Annotated in this window: 11 protein-coding genes; 4 read left to right on the plus strand and 7 right to left on the minus strand. The window is 57.3% G+C overall.

Translation table 11 applies throughout. From position 1 onward, the window contains the following. Window positions 1–4: 4 nt before the first annotated feature. The 7 genes from BM205_RS20630 to dapC all read right to left on the minus strand — a co-directional run bounded on the left by BM205_RS20630 (window position 5) and on the right by dapC (window position 8,207). Window positions 5–2,011 carry an ATP-binding cassette domain-containing protein gene (locus BM205_RS20630; protein WP_092416740.1) on the minus strand — a complete coding sequence of 669 codons (2,007 nt, stop codon included), beginning with the start codon at window positions 2,009–2,011 and terminating at the stop codon, window positions 5–7. A gap of 135 nt (window positions 2,012–2,146) precedes the next feature. Then, a complete protein-coding gene (gene prmB, locus BM205_RS20635) occupies window positions 2,147–3,031 on the minus strand; it encodes a 50S ribosomal protein L3 N(5)-glutamine methyltransferase (protein WP_092416741.1) in 885 nt (294 codons plus the stop codon). A gap of 215 nt (window positions 3,032–3,246) precedes the next feature. Then, complete coding sequence (gene dapE, locus BM205_RS20640; RefSeq protein WP_092416742.1) at window positions 3,247–4,401, minus strand: succinyl-diaminopimelate desuccinylase; 1,155 nt, start codon at window positions 4,399–4,401, stop codon at window positions 3,247–3,249. Between the two features lie 36 nt (window positions 4,402–4,437). Next, window positions 4,438–4,791, minus strand: a complete 354-nt coding sequence (locus BM205_RS20645; protein ID WP_092416743.1) for an ArsC family reductase — start codon at window positions 4,789–4,791, stop codon at window positions 4,438–4,440. Between the two features lie 30 nt (window positions 4,792–4,821). Further along, entirely contained in the window at window positions 4,822–5,967 is a 1,146-nt protein-coding gene (locus BM205_RS20650; protein WP_092416744.1) for a PilT/PilU family type 4a pilus ATPase, read from the minus strand. A 112-nt stretch (window positions 5,968–6,079) separates the two neighbouring features. Continuing rightward, window positions 6,080–6,907 carry a 2,3,4,5-tetrahydropyridine-2,6-dicarboxylate N-succinyltransferase gene (gene dapD, locus BM205_RS20655; RefSeq protein WP_092416745.1) on the minus strand — a complete coding sequence of 276 codons (828 nt, stop codon included), beginning with the start codon at window positions 6,905–6,907 and terminating at the stop codon, window positions 6,080–6,082. Window positions 6,908–7,004: 97 nt separating this feature from the next. Further along, the gene (gene dapC / locus BM205_RS20660; RefSeq protein ID WP_092416746.1) at window positions 7,005–8,207 is read right to left on the minus strand and encodes a succinyldiaminopimelate transaminase; all 1,203 of its coding nucleotides are present in this window, start codon (window positions 8,205–8,207) and stop codon (window positions 7,005–7,007) included. 395 nt (window positions 8,208–8,602) lie between these two features. On the opposite strand from dapC, the gene smc reads away from it, so the two are divergent. The 4 genes from smc to galU all read left to right on the plus strand — a co-directional run bounded on the left by smc (window position 8,603) and on the right by galU (window position 16,544). Next, a complete protein-coding gene (gene smc, locus BM205_RS20665) occupies window positions 8,603–12,133 on the plus strand; it encodes a chromosome segregation protein SMC (protein ID WP_092416773.1) in 3,531 nt (1,176 codons plus the stop codon). Between the two features lie 289 nt (window positions 12,134–12,422). Beyond that, a complete protein-coding gene (locus tag BM205_RS20670) occupies window positions 12,423–13,586 on the plus strand; it encodes a cell division protein ZipA C-terminal FtsZ-binding domain-containing protein (protein WP_092416747.1) in 1,164 nt (387 codons plus the stop codon). A gap of 2 nt (window positions 13,587–13,588) precedes the next feature. Continuing rightward, window positions 13,589–15,682 (plus strand): NAD-dependent DNA ligase LigA, encoded by a 2,094-nt coding sequence (ligA, locus tag BM205_RS20675; protein ID WP_092416748.1) that lies wholly within the window; start codon window positions 13,589–13,591, stop codon window positions 15,680–15,682. Next, window positions 15,669–16,544 (plus strand): UTP--glucose-1-phosphate uridylyltransferase GalU, encoded by an 876-nt coding sequence (gene galU, locus BM205_RS20680; protein WP_092416749.1) that lies wholly within the window; start codon window positions 15,669–15,671, stop codon window positions 16,542–16,544. The genes ligA and galU overlap by 14 nt, the downstream gene beginning before the upstream one ends. Window positions 16,545–16,551 lie beyond the last annotated feature (7 nt).

Consider the following 16,551-nt stretch of genomic DNA (forward strand, 5'->3'; position numbering starts at 1 on the left):
CGAGTTAATTGCCCAGCAGCTCCAGCGCTTCCTGTTGCTCCAGCCATTCCGCCTCCAGTTGCGTCAGTTCCTTGGCATAAAACGCCTGATCGGCGAGCAGCGTCGCCAATTCCTTTTTCTTGTCTTTATCGTAGATTTCCGGATCGGCCAGGCGCGTATCGACAGTATGCTTCTGCGCGCTGCGTTTGGCGATCTGCTCATCCAGGCGCTTGATGCGCGATTCGATTGGTTTCTTTTGCGCCGCCAGCTTTTGCCGCGCTTCGGCTTCCGCACGCTTTTGTTCGCGGCGGTCGGCATTGTCGACCACGGGAGCCGCTGCCGGAGCGACTGCGCTAGCGATTTTTGCCTTGCTGCTGGCTTTTGGCAGCGCCGCGTCGGTCGCACTGTTTTTAGCCGCCAGCTTGGTCTTGAACAGCCAGTCCTTGTAATCGTCGAGGTCACCGTCGAATGGCTCTACCTTGCCGTCGGCGACGATGATGAATTGATCGGTGGTAGCACGCAACAGATGGCGATCATGTGACACCAGCACCAGTGTGCCTTCGAACTGCGCCAGCGCCATGGTCAGTGCTTCGCGGGTTTCCAGGTCCAGATGGTTGGTCGGTTCATCCAGCAGCAACAGGTTAGGGCGCTGCCAGACGATCAAGGCCAGCGCCAGGCGTGCCTTTTCGCCGCCGGAAAACGGTGCGATCGAACTGGTCACCATCGGGCCGTTGAAATTGAAGCTGCCGAGGAAGTTGCGCAACTCTTGCTCGCGCACGGTTGGCGCGATCTTGCCCATATGCCACAACGGCGATTCATCATGGCGCAGCATTTCCACCTGATGCTGGGCGAAGTAGCCGATCGACAAGCCCTTGCCGAACTGGGCATCGCCGTGCAACGGCTTGAGTTCTTCTGCAATGGTCTTGATGAAGGTCGATTTACCTGCGCCGTTGACACCCAGCAGACCGATACGCTGGCCGATCTGCAAAGAGAAATTGATGCCGGCGATGATTACCTTTTCGGTGACGTCATGGCTGGTTTCGCTTTCGGTGCGATAGCCGGCGCTCACATCTTCCATCACCAGCAAGGGATTAGGTGCGCTCAGCGGCACCCGGAATTCGAACGAGAATTCAGCTGCGGCGCGCAATGGCGCAAGTTCTTCCATCTTGGCCAGGGCCTTCATCCGGCTTTGGGCCTGACGCGCTTTGCTGGCCTGGGCCTTGAAGCGGTTGATGAACGATTCCAGATGCGCACGCTGGCGCATCTGTTTTTCCAAAGTACCGGCAGCCAGTTCCAGCTGCGCAGAACGCTGGCGCTCGAACGAGGAGTAGTTACCTGAGTAACGCTTCAGCTTGCGCTCATCGATGTGCACGATCACATTCACCACGCCGTCGAGGAAGTCGCGGTCATGGGAGATGATGATCAGGGTGCCGGGATAGCGCTTGAGCCAGTCTTCCAGCCAGATGATGGCGTCCAGGTCCAAGTGATTGGTCGGTTCATCGAGTAGCAGCAGGTCGGACGGGCACATCAGCGCTTGCGCCAGGTTCAGGCGCATGCGCCAGCCGCCGGAGAAGCTGGCCACCGGTTGATCCATTTGCGCCAGCGAGAAGCCGAGGCCGGTCAGCAATTGCTCGGCGCGCGAACGTACCGTGTAAGCATCGGCATCGGCCAGGGCGCTATACAGTTCGCCGATCAAAATGCCGTTGGAAGTGGTTTCCGGTTCGCTTTCGAGGAACGCCAGTTCTTCTTCCAGGCGGCGCAGGGTAACGTCGCCATCGATAGCGTATTCAATTGCAGGACGGTCCAGCGCCGGGGTTTCCTGGGCAACGTAGGCCATGCGCCATTTCGTCGGGAAATCGATCTCGCCGAGGTCGGCATGCAGCTCCCCGCGCAGCAGCCCGAACAGGCTGGACTTGCCGGCGCCGTTAGCGCCGATCAGGCCGATCTTGTCGCCCGGGTTGAGGGTGACGTCGACATTGTCGAGCAAAGGCTTGACGCCGCGCATCAGGGAAACTTGTTGAAAACGTATCATGTCTACTATCTGCTAACTATCTTGCTAAATGAGTGGCCATGCATGTGTTTAAAACCACATGCAGGTTGTGATGGTCTTGCTTGCTGCTTAATTACTATTACCTGAGCGCATGGCCCATGGCTGGCAGCTTGTGATTTAAGGCAGTTGGTCTGCGGTCAGCAGGAATACCATATCGTCGCCGGCGCTGGTCGATACCCAGGTCATTTCCAGGTCGGGGAACGCGGCTTCGGCGAAGGCACGCTCGTTGCCGATTTCGACCACGAGTACGCCGTTGGCGGTCAGGCGTTGCTTGGCGCCGGCAACAATCTTGCGCACCAGGTCCATGCCGTCGCTGCCGCCGGCCAGGGCGATTTGCGGTTCACGCAGATACTCCGGCGGTAACTTGTCCATCGAACCGGAATTGACATACGGCGGGTTGGTGACGATCAGGTCGTATTTTTTTGCCGGGACCTTGCTGTACAGATCGGATTCGATCAGCGTAATGCGATCCTGCAAATCATAGTCATCGACGTTGCGACGCGCCACAGCCAATGCATCGGCCGAAATATCCGCGGTGTCGACATGGGCCTGCGGGAAGGCGTCCGCCAGCATGATAGGCAGGCAGCCGGAGCCGGTGCACAGTTCCAGGATATTGCTGACCGCCTCGGGATCTTGCAGCCATGGCGAGAAGTGGTCAGGAATCAGTTCGGCGATGAACGAACGCGGCACGATCACGCGCTGGTCGACGTAAAAACGGTATTCGCCCAGCCAGGCTTCATTGGTGATGTAAGCGGCAGGAACGCGATCGGTGCTGCGTTTTTCAATCACCTGCAGTACGGCGTCGATTTCATGCGGCAGCAAGCGCGCGTCGAAAAACGGCTCGATCTTGTCCAGCGGCAGCTTCAGCGTATGCAGGATCAGATAGGCCGCCTCATCCAGCGCGTTACTGCTGCCGTGGCCGAAGAACAGGCCGGCGGTATTGAAGCGGGTAACTGCATAGCGCAGCAAGTCGCGGATGGAGGTAAAGGATTGTGGTGTCATGGTGCAAATTATAAAGGTAGGGCGGGTGCGCGACGACTTTGCCGCTGAGGTCGCAAAAGTGTCAGGCGGATTTTATCGGAAATGCCGGGCCGAATGGGTCTTAGCAAGACAAGAAGCCCGCTAAGACCTTGATTTTGTTGTTATTTGTTCAAATTAGAGCAAATAAGGCCGCAACAATGTGCGGCCATCTGTGGCTGTGCACCGTTTGAGCAACATTAAACGGATGCAGGAGGCAGCAAATTTTCCAGGGTACGGCGATAAATGTTTTTCAGCGGATCGATAAACTGCACTTCCACGTGTTCGTCGATCTTGTGGATGCTGGCGTTTGGTGGCCCGAATTCGATCACTTGCGGGCAGATCTGCGCAATGAAACGTCCGTCCGAGGTGCCGCCGGTGGTCGATAATTCAGTGTTGATGCCGGTTTCCTCCTTGATCGCAGAAGAAATGGCTTCGCTCAGCGTGCCGCGCGGCGTCAGGAACGGCCGGCCGCCTACGGTCCAGGCCAGTGTGTATTCCAGGCCATGCTTGTCCAGGATCGCGTGCACCCGTTGCTGCAAACCTTCGACAGTGCTGGCGGTTGAAAAACGGAAATTGAAGTCGATCACCACTTCGCCCGGGATTACATTGGAGGCGCCGGTGCCGCCGTGGATGTTCGACATCTGCCAGGAGGTCGGCAGGTAATATTCATTCGCCTCATCCCATTTTTCGGCAGCCAGTTCCGCCAGCGCCGGAGCCGCCAGGTGGATAGGATTTTTTGCCAGCTGAGGATAAGCGATGTGGCCCTGTATGCCTTTGACCGTGAGCTTGCCGGACATGGTGCCGCGGCGGCCGTTCTTGATCATGTCGCCGAGCGTCGAGCTGGAAGTCGGTTCGCCGACAATGCAGTAATCGAGCTGCTCGCCGCGCGCCTTCAGTTTTTCGCAGACCACCACGGTGCCGTCGGTGGCCGGGCCTTCTTCATCGCTGGTAATCAGAAAGGCGATGGAACCGGAATGGTCCGGACGGGCTTGCGTGAATTCTTCTACCGCAACGACCATCGCGGCAATCGAGGTTTTCATGTCTGCTGCGCCACGGCCGTAGAGCTTGCCGTCGCGGTGGCTAGGCAGGAACGGATCGGATTGCCATTGTTCGCGCGGGCCGGTCGGCACCACATCGGTGTGGCCGGCGAATACCAGCAGCGGCCGCGTTGTGCCTTTGCGCGCCCATAAATTGGTGACGTCGCCAGACTGGATGGTTTCGCAGGCAAAGCCGAGCGGCGCCAGCAATTCGATCAGGAGCGCCTGGCAGCCTTTGTCTTGCGGTGTGACGGAGGATAGTGCAATCAACTCCTCGGCCAGCGCCAGGGTTTTGCTCTCGGTTTGGTTTGTCATGAAATTTATTGCGCTTATTGTCTGAATTCGTCTGAATTATTGGCTGAATATTTCTTGGTACAGTGCGTCCGAAAAACCGACATACGTATTCTTGCCGGTGAACAGCACCGGCCGCTTGATGATGGATGGCAGCTCCATCATCAATGGCGTAGCGCTGATGCCGTCAGTGATGCCGTTACGGCGCTGTTCCGACAAGCCGCGCCAGGTAGTGCCCTTGCGGTTCACCAACGTGTCCCAGGGCACATCCGCCAGCCAGGTCGTGATCAGTTGCGCCGTGACGCCGTCTTTCTTGAAATTGTGAAACGTGTATGCGATCTCTTGATCTTCCAGCCAGGTGCGGGCTTTCTTGACTGTGTCGCAATTGGGAATGCCGTAAAGAGTAATTGCCATAGATTGAATGCGGTTTGGTGTGGATGTGACCTACAGGTCCAGTGTGAATTCGGTGAAAGTAGCGCCTTCGACGCGTTCCGGTTCTGGCGCCACTGGTGTCGAATTCTTCTTGGAACTCGGCGTGTGGTTGTTGATCAGCCAGTACAGGTTGCTTGGGGAATCGGCGTGCGCCAGCGCTTCGTCCTGGGTGATGACGCCATCGTCGATCAATTGCATCAGCGCCTGCTCGAAGGTTTGCGAACCGGGCGCCAGGCTCTTCTCCATCGCTTCCTTGATCTGGCTGATATTGTCTTCTTCAATCAGTTCAGAGACGTGACGGGTGTTGAGCATGATTTCGACCGCCGGGGTGCGCTCGCCATCGACGGTAGTGACCAGTCGTTGCGACACAATCGCGGCCAGGGTCGAGGCCAGGTCTTCCAGCAGTGCCGGCCGGTTTTCTATCGGATAAAAACTGATGATGCGGTTCAGCGCACGGTAGGTATTGTTGGCATGCAGCGTCGATACCACCAGATGGCCGGACTGGGCATAGGCCATGGCGGCCGACATGGTTTCCTTGTCGCGGATTTCGCCGATCAGGATGCAATCAGGCGCTTGCCGCAACGCGTTTTTCAAGGCGCCGTTGAGGTCGGTGGTATCGCTGCCGATTTCGCGCTGGTTGACGATGGAACGGTGGTTATGAAACAGGAATTCGATAGGATCTTCCAGGGTCAGGATATGGCCTGCCTGGGTTTTGTTGCGATAGTCCAGCATCGAGGCGATGGTCGTCGATTTACCGGAGCCGGTGGCGCCCACCACTAACAGCAAACCGCGCTTGCGGCCGATCAGTTCGACCAGCGCAGGCGGCAGGCGCAATTCTTCAAATGCCGGAATTTCGTAGGGAATATAACGGATCACGGCGGAAATGCTGCCGCGCTGGCGGAACGCCGACAGCCGGAAGCTGCCGACACCAGCTATCGGCAGACCGAGATTCAATTCATTGTTGCGTTCCAGTTCTTGCAAGCGATCGGCAGACAGCACCTCATTCAACAGCATCTGGATCGTGTGTTCATCCATGTTCTGCTGATTGACCGGGACCATCTGGCCCTTGATCTTCAGATGAATCGGCGAACCGGGCGCCAGGAACATGTCCGACGCACTTTTTTCCTGCATCAGATGAAACAAGCGATCCATTGCCATCAAAAAGCTCCTTAATTTATTTTTCTTCGCAGTCCAACTGTCTTATCTGATCAGGCGCAGGGCGGGCAAACTGCTTGCCGGCCCTGCGTGTGCGGCACAAAGCAATAAATAATCAGGCTTCGCGCAGCAGTTCGTTGATGCCGGTCTTGGCGCGGGTCTTGGCATCGACGCGCTTGACGATGACTGCGCAATACAAGCTGTATTTGCCGTCGGCCGAAGGCAAGCTGCCGGAAACCACCACCGAACCCGAAGGGATGCGGCCGTAAGTAACTTCACCGGTAGCACGGTCGTAAATCTTGGTCGACTGGCCGATGTAGACGCCCATCGAAATCACCGAGTTTTCTTCAACGATCACGCCTTCGACGATTTCCGAACGGGCGCCGATGAAGCAATTGTCTTCGATGATGGTCGGGTTGGCCTGCATTGGCTCCAGTACGCCGCCGATGCCGACGCCGCCGGACAAGTGAACGTTCTTGCCGATCTGTGCGCAGGAACCGACAGTGGCCCAGGTATCGACCATGGTGCCTTCATCGACATACGCGCCGATGTTGACGTAGGACGGCATCAGGACCACGTTCTTGCCGATGAAGCTGCCGTGACGGGCAACTGCCGGCGGCACCACGCGGAAACCGCCCTTGGCGAAATCTTCTGCGGTGTAGTTGGCGAACTTGGTCGGCACTTTGTCGTAGAACTGCATGTTGTCGCCGGCCGGCATAGGCAGGTTGTCTTCCAGGCGGAACGACAGCAGCACGGCCTTCTTGATCCATTGATTGACGACCCAGTTGCCGTCGATTTTTTCGGCGACGCGCAAGGTGCCCTGGTTCAGTTCGGCGATGACCTTGGCGACCGCTTCACGGACATCGGCCGGTGCGGTCTTAGGTGAGAATTCGGTACGCTGTTCCCAGGCCTGGTCGATAAATGCTTGCAGAGATTGAGTCATGATGGTTCGCTGATTAAAAGTTTAAAAACGTGAATTTCATCATGACGACGATGAAAATACTTCGTCATGATGCAATAAGTAAGATCAGGGCGTAGCTCTATAGGCCGCGGCAGAAAGCGGCGATTCGCTGCGCTGCTTCGAGGCATTCTTCCACCTCCGCCACCAGCGCCATGCGGATGCGTTGCCGGCCCGGGTTGCTGCCATGGGCGTCGCGCGCCAGATAGCTGCCAGGTAATACCGTTACATTATATTCGGCATACAGCCGCTTGGCGAAGTCGGTATCAGAGATGTTTGCCAGTTTGTCTACTTTCGCCCATAGATAAAAGCCGGCGTCGGGCAACGCTACATCCAGTACAGTTTGCAGCACCGGCGTGACTTGTTGGAATTTAGCCATGTATTTGGCGCGGTTTTCGACGACGTGGGTTTCGTCGTTCCAGGCGGCGACCGAAGCCGCTTGCACTGGCGGGCTCATGGCGCCGCCGTGATAGGTACGATACAGCAGGAATTTCTTCAAAATGGCGGCATCGCCGGCCACAAAACCTGAGCGCATGCCGGGCACATTGGAGCGCTTCGACAAGCTGGAAAAAGCGATCAGGCGTGGATAGCTGGTACGCCCCAGTATGTTGGCGGCTTGCAGACCGCCTAATGGCGCTTCTGGCTTGAAATAAATCTCGGAATAGCATTCATCGGCCGCAATCACGAAACCGTGACGATCCGACAGTGCAAACAATTCTTTCCAGTCTTCCAGCGACAATACGGCGCCGGTCGGATTGCCGGGCGAGCACAGGTACAGCAGCTTGACGCGCGGCCAGACATCGTCCGGCACGCTGCGGTAATCCGGGGCGAAGTTACGGGCAGGGTCGGAGTTGACGAAATACGGCTGGGCGCCCGACAGATAGGCAGCGCCTTCGTAAATTTGGTAAAACGGATTGGGGCACATCACCAGTGCATCTGCCTGGCTCGGATCGACTACCGTCTGCGCCAGCGCAAACAACGCTTCGCGCGAACCGTTGACCGGCAGGATCTGGGTCGCCGGATCGAGCGGCGGCAAACCGTAGCGTCGCTCCAGCCAGCCGGCGATCGCGGCCCGCAATGGTTCCGCGCCGATGGTGCTGGGATAGCTGGCCAGGCCGTTCAGATTGTCGCTCAGCGCTTGCTGGATAAACTTTGGAGTCGGATGCTTAGGCTCGCCGATTCCAAGGCTGATCGGCTTGTATGCCGGGTTGGGCGTGACGTCTGCGAATAACACGCGCAGTTTTTCAAACGGATACGGCTGCAGCCGGTCTAGTAATGGATTCACGTGGTCAATTGTTGATGATGAATGAATAACAAAATGAAATAAGGAAAAGCGGCTATAAGTCACGCAAAATGTGACTTATTGCCTGAGCTGCTCTGTTTGCATTATATACAGAAGCGGGACTTTGATTGCCGCCGTTGCCCGGTTTTGAGAGTGAGTGAGAGCGAAAAACGCCGATTCGATCTGATTTTTTCAGCTTTCCATTGTCTTCTTGAACTTTTTTGATGCTTTGGTCCCAAACCTGAGGTCAATCTTTCCCGCTCGTAGCAGTCATCAGATCGTATATATGGCAGGACGGAATGTTATGATGTCGACCTCCTGCGAGGTTTTTCCTCGTTTTTATAGTGTTAAGTGTGACGGCCGCTTTTTCGCCGACTTTGATAAGAATTGTCGATAACGTGCGTTTAACCTCCATTAAATTATCAGGATTCAAGTCTTTCGTTGATCCCACCAATTTCCAGGTCCCCGGCCAGCTGGTCGGCGTGGTCGGGCCAAATGGTTGCGGCAAGTCCAACATCATCGACGCTGTGCGCTGGGTTTTGGGGGAGTCCAAGGCTTCCGAGTTGCGCGGCGAATCGATGCAGGACGTCATTTTCAACGGCTCTTCACATCGCAAGCCGGCCGGCCGTTCATCGGTTGAGCTGGTATTCGACAACGGTCTGGGCAAAGCGGCCGGGCAGTGGAGCCAGTATGCTGAAATCGCCGTCAAGCGCACTTTGACGCGCGACGGCACGTCGACGTATTACATCAACAACCAGGCGGTGCGGCGGCGCGACATCCAGGATATTTTCATGGGCACCGGCCTTGGCCCGCGCGCATACGCGATCATCGGCCAGGGCATGATTTCGCGCATCATCGAAGCGCGTCCCGAAGAACTGCGGGTTTTCCTGGAAGAGGCCGCCGGTGTTTCCAAGTACAAGGAACGCCGCCGCGAAACCGAGAATCGCCTGAACGACACGCGCGAAAACCTGGTGCGGGTTGAAGATATTCTGCGTGAACTTAACGCGAATCTGGCGAAACTGCAGTCGCAGGCGGCGGTCGCTCAAAAATTCCATGAGTTGCAAGGCGACCAGGAAGAAAAGCAAAAGCTGCTGTGGCTGTTGCGCAAGAACGAAGCCAAGACCGAGCAGGAAAAATATTTCCGCGAGATTGAAAAAGCCCAAACCGACCTGGAAGAACAAACCGCCAAGCTGCGCCATGTCGAAACCGAGCTGGAGCATATGCGCCAGTCGCATTATGCCGCCGGCGACCGCATGCATCAGGCGCAAGGCCATCTGTACCAGACCAATTCCGAAATCGGCAGCCTGGAAGCGCAGATCAAATTTGTTATCGAATCGCGTAACCGGCTGCAATCGCAACTCAATTCATTGACCGCGCAGCGCGATCAATGGCAACGCCAGGGCACCCAGTTCCAGGACGACCTGGTCGAGGCCGAGATGCATCTGGAAGAGCTGGCGGCGCGGGTCGAGCAATCGCAGGTGGCATCGCAGCAGCACAATGACCAGTTGCCGGCGTTGGAACAAAGCTGGCGCGAAGCGCAACTGAAGAGCACTGAATCGCGCGGCAAGATCATGCAGATCCAGCAGCAGATCGAACTGGAATCCACCCACCAGCGCAATGCCTCGAATATCCTGAACGGCCTGAGCAGCCGGCGTGAACGGCTGGCGCAGGAAAAGAATGGCTTGAACCTGCCGGACAACGCCCACCTCACCAATTTGCGCATGCAACTGGAAGAGAAACAGGCCGGTCTGGAAGAGATCGGCATGCAACTGGAAGAAGCGCAGGAACAACAGCCGCGCCTCGAAGAAGAACGGCGTAACGCGCAGCAGCAAGTCAATACCGAGAGCGCCAACAACGCCCAGCTGGAAGCACGCCTGACGGCGCTCAAGCAATTGCAGGAAAGCGTACAGACTGAAGGCAAGGTCCAGCCCTGGCTGCAAAAACACGAACTGGCAGGATTGCCGCGCTTGTGGCAGAAACTGCATATCGACGGCGGCTGGGAAACGGCGCTGGAGTCAGTGCTGCGCGAGCGTACTTCGGCCCTGGAAATGTCGAACCTTGATTGGGCCAAAGCCTTCTTCAACGATGCGCCGCCGGCCAAGCTGGCCCTGTTTTCGCCGAACGGCGTGGCGCATGCGGACAACAGCGAAACACCTGCCGGCCTCAAACCATTCCTGAGCTTATTGCAACTGAACGACCCGGGTTTGCGCGTGCTGATGCAGGATTGGCTGCACAATTTTTACGCTGCCGACGACACGGTAACGGCATTCGCCGAGCGCAGTAAACTGCCGCTGGGCGCCAGCTTTGTCACGCGCCAGGGTCACGTGATCAGCAAGACCGGCGTGCGTTTCTATGCGTCCGATTCGGAGCAGGACGGCATGCTGGCGCGCCAGCAGGAAATCGAAAACATCACCAAGCAATTGCGCGCCCAGCAGATGCTGGCTGACGAAGCGCGTTCGCGTTCGGTGCGTGCCGAAGCGGCGCTGTCGCAGGCAACCCAGCGCCTGCAGGAAATGCGCCAGCGCCACACCGGCCTGACGCAGGCGGTGCATGGCTTGCAGATCGACGTCATGAAATTGTCCGAGTTGCAGGAGCGTTTCAATCAACGCAGTTCGCAAATTTCTTCCGATCTGGCTGAAATCGCGGCGCAGGAAAGCGAGCAGCAACAAGTCAAGATGGAATCGGAGGCCAAGTTCGAGCAACTCGACATGGAGTTGGCCGAACTGCAAGAGAAGCACGAAGACGGACAAACCGATTACCTGGGCAAGGAACAACAGCTCAACGATGCCCGCCAGCGCCTGCGGGAGATGGAGCGCGCTGCGCAAGAGGCGGAATTTGCCGAAAAATCCCATCGCAACAAGATCGAAGAACTCAAGCGCAGCATCGCCACCGCGTTGGAGCAGGCGGCACAGTTGTTCGCCAATATGCAGCAGGGCCATCTCGAGCTGGAAAGCCTGGACGACCAGGCTGCACAAGCCGGTTTGCAAGATTTGCTGGACAAGCGCAGCGAGCAGGAACGCGCGCTGGCCGATACCCGGCACGAACTGGACCAGGTATCGCAGAATTTGCGCCAGCATGAAGAAACCCGCCTGCAAGCCGAGCGCAGCCTGCAGCCGCAGCGCGACCGCATCATGGAATTGCAATTGAAGGAGCAGGCGGCGCGTCTGAACCAGGAACAATACGTGCAGCAGCTGCTCGAAGCGCAGGCTGACGAAGCGGCCCTGAGCGAGAAGCTGACTGCCGATATGCGGCCATCCTATCTGCAAGGCGAAGTGACGCGCCTGACCAACGCTATCGGCGCGCTGGGCGCAGTCAATCTGGCGGCGCTGGATGAGCTGGCGCAAGCGTCCGAACGCAAGAATTTCCTGGATGCGCAAAACGCCGACCTGACCGAGGCCATCAATACCTTGCAGGATGCGATTCACAAGATCGACAAGGAAACCCGCGACCTGTTGCAGGACACTTTCGACAAGGTCAACCTGCATTTTGCCGAACTGTTCCCGATCCTGTTCGGCGGCGGCCAGGCCAAGCTGATCATGACCGGCGACGAAATCCTCGATTCCGGCGTGCAAGTCATGGCGCAGCCGCCGGGCAAGAAGAATGCCACGATTCACTTGCTGTCAGGCGGTGAAAAAGCGCTCACTGCGACTGCCCTGGTGTTTTCGATGTTCCAGCTGAATCCGGCGCCGTTCTGTTTGCTGGACGAGGTTGACGCGCCCCTCGACGATGCGAATACCGAACGGTTCTGCAATATGGTGAAGCGGATGTCGGCCCACACCCAGTTCCTGTTCATTTCGCATAACAAGATTGCGATGGAAATGGCGCAGCAGTTGATCGGGGTGACGATGCAGGAGCAGGGCGTATCGCGGATTGTGGCGGTCGATATGGAAGCGGCCAGAAGTTTTGCCAGCGACCCGGTGCCGGCTTAATGCTAAAACGGCAGTTTGATTAGCTGAAATCGGCTTTAACCCGCTTTAATTCCAGCTTGATAACTTTTATGATGACACTAGGCTGATTTTCTGGTTTTATTACAATATATTGTAAAAATTGGCGCGATAACATACGTTTGCTGCGCGTGCAGTTGTAGGGTAGGCAGGTTTTTTTGCCCACGCGGCGCCCGTAACGGGTACCCGAAGTGAATCAAAGGTCACGCGTGGGCACCGGTGCCCACCCTACGCAAATTTAGAAGTGTTTTTTCCTTATTAAGGCATCAGCAGAATGACAGATCTACAAACCAGCCTGTTTATCATTGGAGGCGCGTTTCTTGTTGGCGTCATTTCCTACAATAAATGGCAGGAATACAAAGCCAAGAAGAGCGTTGAGCGGGCGTTTTCCGGATCGCATGACGATGTTCTGATGACTCCCGGGAAGGCTCCTGCCAAGGAAAACGGCGAAGCGCCGGCGCGTCATGAGCCAAAGCTGTTTGAACCCGAGCTCGATACGGACGATATGTCGGCATTGCCGCATGACGATCTGGAGCAAAGCGCTGAGCAGCAGGCAATCGAGCCGCAACTTGGCAGTCCGGTGGCCGGCAGTCCGGTGGCCGGCAATCCGGTGGCTGCATCTGCATCCGCGCCGGCCGCGCGCAAGGATTTGCCGGTAGACGAGCTGATCGATTGCGCCATTCCGCTGGCGCTGGAAGCACCTGTGCGCGGCGACAAGGCGTTGCCAGCACTGCAAACCTTGCGTCACGTCGGCAACAAGCCTATCCATTTCATCGGCGAAGACGCCAACGGCGAATGGGAGCCGGTGGCGCATGGCGGCATCTACACCACCTTGCTGGCTGGCGTGCAGCTGGCCAATCGCACCAATCCGCTGAATGAAATCGAGTATTCCGAACTGGTGACCCGTTTACGCCAGATCGCCGATGACCTCGGCGCTGAACCGGATCTGCCGGACATGTCGGAAGTAATGCACACGGCGCGTGGTTTGCATCAGTTTGTGATCGAGCATGATGCGCAGCTGGGCGTGAATATCCAGTCCAACGGCGCACCTTGGGCGATCAGCACCTTGCTGGCGGCACTGACACGTCAAGGTTTCGACGCCCGGCCGGAAGGCCGTATGGTGATGTCGGATGGCGAGGGCGGTCTGCTGTTCTCGCTGTCTACCAATGCCAGCGCGGTGGCGGAAACCACCAGCCGCCTGACCCTGTTGCTTGACGTGCCGCGGGTTGCTCCCGACCGCGACGGTTATGGCGCGATGGTGGCATGCGCGCGTTCGCTGGCTGCGCGTCTTGGCGGGGTGCTGGTCGATGACAGCAACCAGCCGCTGGCCGATGTGCAGCTGGCCGAGATTGCCGGTCAGGTCGATGCCTTCTACCGTGAAATGGATGCCGCTGAAATTCCAGCCGGTTCGACTCGGGCTTTGCGTCTATTCAGTTAATTATGCCTTCTCCTTTATCTCAAGCTGGTGGCCCGGGAACTGCTCCCGATGCCGCCGAATGGCGCCTGCGCGCCGCCTGGCTGGCGGCTGAATTAAACCGCCATAACCATTCTTATTACGTACTCGATAATCCGTCGATTCCTGATGCCGAGTACGATCAGCTATTCCGCGAATTGCAAGCGCTGGAACAAGCGCATCCAGAACTCAATACGCCGGATTCACCGACTCAGCGGGTCGGCGCTGCACCGCTGCCGTTATTCGAGCAGGTTACGCACTCGATTCCGATGCTGTCCTTGGGTAACGGTTTTGAAGACAACGATATTGTCGAGTTCGACCGTCGCGTCAGGGATGGTCTCGATACCCAGACTGATACCGAGATTGAATACGCCGCCGAGTTGAAGTTTGACGGGCTGGCCATCAATTTGCGCTACGAGGATGGCGTGCTGGTGCAGGCCGCCACCCGCGGCGACGGCACTACCGGTGAAAACGTCACCGCCAATATCCGCACCGTGCGCGCAATCCCGTTGCGGTTGCATACCGACCAGCCGCCGAAGGTGCTGGACGTGCGTGGCGAAGTGCTGATGTTCAAGGAAGATTTCGCCAAGCTCAACGCCCGCCAGCGCGAGGCGGAAATGAAAGAATTCGCCAATCCACGCAATGCCGCGGCCGGCAGTTTGCGGCAACTCGACTCACGTATCACGGCACAGCGCACTTTGCGCTTTTTCGCCTACGGCATCGGCGCGCTGGATGGCGCCGAGATGCCGCCATCGCACTCGGCACTGCTGGATTGGTATAGCCAGCTCGGACTGCCGGTATGCAAGGAACGCGGCGTAGTCAAAGGTGCTGCCGGCCTGCTGGAATTTTTCCGCGGCATCGGCAGCAAGCGACCGCAACTGCCATACGAAATCGATGGCGTTGTCTATAAAGTGAATCGCCTGCTGCAACAGCAGACTTTAGGATTCGTATCGCGCGCGCCGCGCTTTGCGCTGGCGCATAAATTCCCGGCCGAAGAAGCCACCACCCAGGTGCTGGATATCGAAGTGCAGATCGGCCGCACCGGCGCTGTCACTCCGGTGGCACGCCTGGCGCCGGTGTTTGTCGGCGGTGTTACGGTAACCAATGCCACCTTGCACAATGAAGATGAAGTACGGCGCAAGGATATACATATCGGCGACACGGTGATTGTGCGGCGTGCCGGCGATGTGATTCCGGAAGTGGTTTCGTTTGTGCCGGAGTTGCGGCCGGTGAATGCGCAACCGTTTGTCATGCCAACCGAGTGCCCGATTTGCGGCTCTGCCATCGTCAAGCTGGAAGATGAAGCTATCGCGCGCTGCTCCGGCGGCTGGGTGAAGTGTGCCGCGCAGCGCAAGGGTGGCTTGCAACATTTTGCATCGCGCCGGGCGATGGACATTGAAGGCCTGGGCGATCAATTGATCGAACAACTGGTCGATCGCCAACTCATTTACACCGCGGCCGATCTGTATAAATTGGGATTGGTGAAACTGGCCGCGCTGGAACGCATGGCCGACAAATCAGCCCAGAATGTATTGTCGGCGCTTGAAAAATCCAAATCGACCACCCTGGGCCGTTTCATTTATGCGCTCGGTATCCGCCATGTCGGCGAGGCAACAGCGAAAGAGCTGGCGACGCATTTCGGCAGTATAGATGGACTGTTGCAGGCTTCTGAAGAGCAACTGTTGGAAGTCGCCGATATCGGCCCGGTGGTGGCACGATCATTGCTCGCTTTCTTTGCCGATCCGCTGAATCGAGAGTTGGTTGAACAATTGCGGGCAGCCGGAATTCACTGGCCGGAGAACTTGCCGGCCGAAACGGCGTCAAAGTTCTTGTTAGGTAAGACCTTCGTGCTGACCGGCAGCCTGCCGACCCTGACCCGCGATGCTGCCGCTGCCATGATTGAGGCGGCCGGCGGCAAGGTGACGGGCTCGGTTTCCAAGAAGACCAGTTATGTGGTGGCGGGCGCCGAGGCCGGCAGCAAACTCACTAAAGCGGAAGAGTTGAACATCCCGATCCTGGATGAAGATGCACTTCGCGCTCTTTTAGAAAGCGAACAAGGAAACGAACATGAGCAAAATTAGAAAAGCAGTATTTCCCGTTGCCGGCCTGGGCAGCCGATTTCTGCCTGCCACCAAGGCGCAACCGAAAGAAATGCTGCCAATCGTCGACAAACCGTTGATCCAGTATGCAGTGGAAGAGGCGGTTGCCGCCGGCATCACGGACATGGTGTTCATTACCGGCCGCAACAAACGGGCGATCGAGGATCACTTCGACAAGGCCTATGAACTGGAAACCGAATTGGAAGCGGCGGGCAAGGATCGCTTGCTGGAGCTGGTGCAAAACGTCATTCCGAAACATATCAACTGCATTTTTATCCGCCAGTCCGAAATGCTCGGTCTCGGACATGCCGTGTTATGCGCGCGTCCAGTGGTTGGCGATGATCCTTTCGCGGTCCTGCTGGCGGACGATTTCATGGATGTTGCGGCCGGACACAAGCCGGTGCTGGCGCAGATGACCGATATCTTCGCCACCGAAAAATCCAGCATGCTGGCAGTGCAAGATGTGCCGCGTGCCGATACCAGGCAATACGGGATCGTCAGCATCGACCCGTACAAGACCGATCTGGAAAAGGTCAACAGCATCGTCGAGAAACCGCGGCCTGAAGAAGCGCCTTCAACTCTCGCCGTGGTCGGGCGTTATGTGCTGACCAATGGCATTTTCGATTGCCTGGAAGGCCTGGGCAAGGGCGCCGGCGGCGAAATCCAGCTGACCGACGGCATCGCCGCCTTGATGAAAAGCGAGCGAGTGTTAGCCTATCGTTACGCCGGACAGCGCTATGATTGCGGTTCCAAGCTGGGTTATCTGAAAGCGACATTGGCGATGGGCCTGAAGCATCCCGAGACCGGCGCCGAATTTGCCGAATACCTGAAACAATATAAATAATCACACC

The sequence above is a fragment of the Collimonas sp. OK307 genome (assembly GCF_900113705.1).
Taxonomy (GTDB): Bacteria; Pseudomonadota; Gammaproteobacteria; order Burkholderiales; family Burkholderiaceae_D; genus Collimonas.